Here is a 3713-nt window from a genome sequence, read left to right as displayed (position 1 = left end):
CCGCGTCGCTGCGCACGGCCTCGGGCACGGCGGGCGTGGGCAGCACCATGACCTCGAAGACGATGCCGGCGTGCTCGCGCTGGAAGGCCGCGCACAGGCGCGGCAGGAACTCGTTGGCAAAGGCGTCGGAGCTTGCGATGCGCACGCGGCCGCTGCGCAGCCCCTGCAGGGCCTCGATCTCGCCCAGCGCGCGCTCGGCATCCAGGCCGGCGCGGCGCACATGGTCGGCCAGGATCTCGCCGGCCGCATTGAGCACCATGCCGCGCGGGTGGCGTTCGAACAGCGGCGTGCCCAGCAGCCCCTCCAGCGCCGCGATCTGGCGGCTGATGGCCGAGGCCGCCACATGCAGCCGCGCCGATGCCTCGGTCAGCGATCCGCATTGCGCCACTTCATGGAAGTAGCGCAGCGCGGTGTCCTGCAGGAGAAGGTGGCGGGCGTCGGGCATGTCGCCCCGATTGTCATCAATTTGCCGCAGAGGCAACGCAGGTTTGCAAATTTGCTGATGGCGGCAAAGGGGCGAGGGTTCTACGATGGCCTGTTGCGGCGTTGCAGGGAGCAGCGGCTGCAGCTGTCCAACCCTCTGACCAGGAGTGTGCCCATGAAGGCATTGCCCAGCGTTTTACTTCCACGCCGCACCCTCGTGGCTGCGGCCTGTGCCCTGGCTGGCGCCATGGCCCTGCCCGCCGTGGCACAGGGCCAGGCGTCCTGGCCCTCGCACCCGGTGCGCCTGGTCGTGCCCTTTCCGGCCAGCGGCGCCACCGACCTCGTGGCGCGCGTGGTGGCGCAGCGCATGTCCCAGGACCTGGGCCAGCAGCTGGTCATCGACAACCGCCCCGGCGCGGGCGGCACCATCGGCACGGGCGAGGCCGCCAAGGCCTCGCCGGACGGCTACACGCTGCTGTTCACCACCAGCAGCACGCATGCCATCTCGCCGCATCTGATGACCCGTCTGGCCTACAAGGCCGACAAGGATTTCACGCCCATTGCCGAGATCGGCGGTGCGGCCAGCATCCTGCTGGTCACGCCCTCGCTGCCCGTGCGCAACGTGCAGGAGCTGATCGCCTATGCCAAGGCCCATCCGGGCGCCCTCAACTACGCCAGCAGTGGCAACGGCACCATCGTCCACCTGAACGCGGCGGCCTTCGCGGCGCGCGCGGGCCTGCAACTGACCCATGTGCCCTACAAGGGCACGGCCCAGTCCATCACCGACCTGTCCGCAGGCCAGGTGCACCTGCTGTTCGACTCCATTCCCACCGGCATGCCCCATGTGGCCAGCGGCCGCCTGCGCGCCCTGGCCGTGACCGGCGACAAGCGCAGCGCGCTGGCGCCCGACCTGCCCACGGTGGCCGAGTCCGGCCTGCCTGGCTATTCTTCCGTCACCTGGTTCGGCGTCTATGGCCCGGCCGGCATGAAGCCCGAGCTGGTGGCGCGGATCAATCAGGCCTTCAACAAGGCCATCCAGAATCCCGAGGTGGTGGCCAGCCTGGCCAGGCAGGGCGTGGAGGCCGCATCGCCCCGCACGCCCGCGCAGTTCGCTGCCATGGTGCAGGCCGACAGCGCGCGCTGGGCGCAGGTCATCAAAGACAACAAAATCACATTGGATTGAGTGAAGCACCCCCTGAGCGGCTTTGCCGCTTCCCCCTCTCCTGCGGGAGGGGGACGACGCCCTTGCTGCGGGGTGGCGCGGCCGGCGTAGGCCCTTGCTTGGCGTCCCTGAGCTGGGCCGTGCCTGCGGTTCCTCAAGCTATCGGTGGCGCGTTGGCGCTATGGAAATTGATATGACAAGCACTGTTACGGACTGGACACTTCCCTACGCCTCGCACCGCTCTTCGGTGCTGGGCCGCAACATGGTCTCCACCTCGCAGCCGCTGGCCGCGCAGGCCGGCCTGTCCATGCTGCTGGCCGGCGGCAATGCGGTGGATGCGGCCATTGCCACGGCCATGGCGCTGACCGTGGTCGAGCCCACGGGCTGCGGCCTGGGCAGCGATGCCTTCTGCATCCTGTGGGACGGCAAGGAATTGCACGGCCTCAATGCCTCGGGCCGCTCGCCCGAAGCCTGGACGCCCGAGTACTTCGCCGCGCTGGGCGGCATCCCCGAGAAGGGCTGGAACGCTGTCACCGTGCCCGGCGCCGTCTCGGCCTGGGTGGAGCTGTCGCGCCGCTTCGGCAAGCTGCCGTTCGAGCAACTGGCCCAGCCCGCCATCCGCTATGCGCGCGACGGCTTTGCGGTCTCGCCCACCATCGCCACGCTGTGGGCGCTGGGCGGCGCCAAGCTCGGCGACCAGCCCGGTTTTGCCGAGTGCTTCCTGCCCGATGGCAAGGCCCCCAAGGCGGGCGAGGTGTTCCGCAGCGAAGCCCATGCGCGCACGCTGGAGGAGATCGCCGCCACCAAGGGCGAGTCCTTCTACCGTGGCGCACTGGCGCGCTCGATGGCCGAGCACGCCAAGGCCTGCGGCGGCGCCATGACCGAGGCCGACCTGGCCGCCCACCAGGCCGACTGGGTCGGCACGGTGTCGCAGACCTTTGGCGATTCGGTGATCCACGAGATCCCGCCCAACGGCCAGGGCATTGCCGCGCTGATGGCGCTGGGCATGCTGGATGCACTGGGCGTGGGCGCCGAGCCGCTGGACGGAGTGGAGTCCGTGCACCTGCAGGTCGAGGCCATGAAGCTGGCCCTGGCCGACCTGCACGAATACAACGCCGACGGCGACCACATGCGCGTCGAATCCGCCCATCTGCTGGACGCCGGCTACCTGCGCGAACGCGCGGCGCTCATTGACCGCGAGCGCGCCAGCGCGCCCACCTACGGCGCACCGCGCCCCGGCGGCACGGTCTACCTGGCGGCGGCCGATGCCAGCGGCATGATGGTCTCGTTCATCCAGTCCAACTACATGGGCTTCGGCTCGGGCGTGGTCGTGCCGGGCACCGGCATCAGCCTGCAAAACCGCGGCCACGGCTTCACCACGCAAGCCGGCCATGCCAACGAGGTCGCGCCACGCAAGCGCCCCTCGCACACCATCATCCCGGCCTTTGCGATGAACGCCGACGGCACGCCCCAGATGGCCTTCGGCGTGATGGGCGGCCCCATGCAGAGCCAGGGCCACCTGCAGATGGCCCTGCGCGTGCTGCGCTACGGCCAGAACCCCCAGGCCGCCGCCGACGCACCGCGCTGGCGCGTGACGGGCGGCAAGGGCGTGGCCGTGGAACCCGCCTTCGACGCCGAGGTCGTCGCCGCCCTGCGCGCACGCGGCCACGAAGTCACGATCGAGCAAGGCCATGGCGTCTTCGCCTTCGGCGGCGCGCAGCTGGTGCTGCGCGACGGCGACCACTACATCGGCGGATCGGACCCGCGCAAGGATGGGGGCGTGGTGGCGTTCTGAGCGGGGGCTGTGTTCTGCAGCCTCACCCCCAGCGCAACACCCAATCCGCCCGCCCCCGCGTTGCCGCAATGCGGCGCGCATTGGACTCGTCCACCTGTGCCACCCAGTCGCGTGCGGCCTGGGGGCTGCGGCCGTGGAGTTCGTGGCGGCGGGTCAGGCGTTCGATGCGAAGGCGGTCGTCCATGTCCACGTACCAGACCTCGTCCAGCAGCGCGCGCACGGCATGCCAGTGTGTGCCCGGCGCATCCTGTTCCTCCATCAGCAGGTAGTTGCCTTCGGTGATGACCAGGGGCACGCCGGGCGCGATGGCGATGGCGCCTGCAATGGACGCGG

The 3713-nt window shown here is 70.2% G+C and carries 3 protein-coding genes and 1 pseudogene; 2 read left to right on the top strand and 2 right to left on the bottom strand.

The genetic code is table 11. The annotated features are described in order from the left end of the window. The coding region (locus tag L995_RS21970) for a LysR family transcriptional regulator (protein WP_047473711.1) at positions 1 to 445 on the bottom strand (445 nt) is incomplete at its 3' end. A 153-nt stretch (positions 446 to 598) separates the two neighbouring features. Between L995_RS21970 and L995_RS21965 the strand changes: the two genes are divergently transcribed. Together L995_RS21965 and L995_RS21960 are read left to right on the top strand one after the other, a co-directional pair. Next, positions 599 to 1606: a Bug family tripartite tricarboxylate transporter substrate binding protein gene (locus L995_RS21965; RefSeq protein WP_047473710.1), complete on the top strand. Its 1008-nt coding sequence runs from the start codon at positions 599 to 601 to the stop codon at positions 1604 to 1606. A gap of 172 nt (positions 1607 to 1778) precedes the next feature. Further along, positions 1779 to 3380: a gamma-glutamyltransferase family protein gene (locus L995_RS21960; RefSeq protein ID WP_047473709.1), complete on the top strand. Its 1602-nt coding sequence runs from the start codon at positions 1779 to 1781 to the stop codon at positions 3378 to 3380. A gap of 22 nt (positions 3381 to 3402) precedes the next feature. Here the strand turns inward: L995_RS21960 and L995_RS21955 are convergent. Continuing rightward, positions 3403 to 3713, bottom strand: a pseudogene (locus tag L995_RS21955) (nucleoside/nucleotide kinase family protein); the annotation flags it as partial.

The sequence above is a fragment of the Delftia sp. ZNC0008 genome (assembly GCF_000799035.1).
GTDB lineage: Bacteria > Pseudomonadota > Gammaproteobacteria > Burkholderiales > Burkholderiaceae_C > Comamonas > Comamonas tsuruhatensis.
The sequence above is the reverse complement of the archived record's forward strand: the minus strand, read 5'-3'. Positions and strand labels throughout refer to the sequence as shown.

What these genes read in the sequence shown, in the direction of transcription:
- L995_RS21965 (WP_047473710.1), top strand. Translation starts at nt 599, where the DNA reads ATGAAGGCATTGCCCAGCGTTTTACTTCCACGCCGCACCCTCGTGGCT.
- L995_RS21960 (WP_047473709.1), top strand. Translation starts at nt 1,779, where the DNA reads ATGACAAGCACTGTTACGGACTGGACACTTCCCTACGCCTCGCACCGC.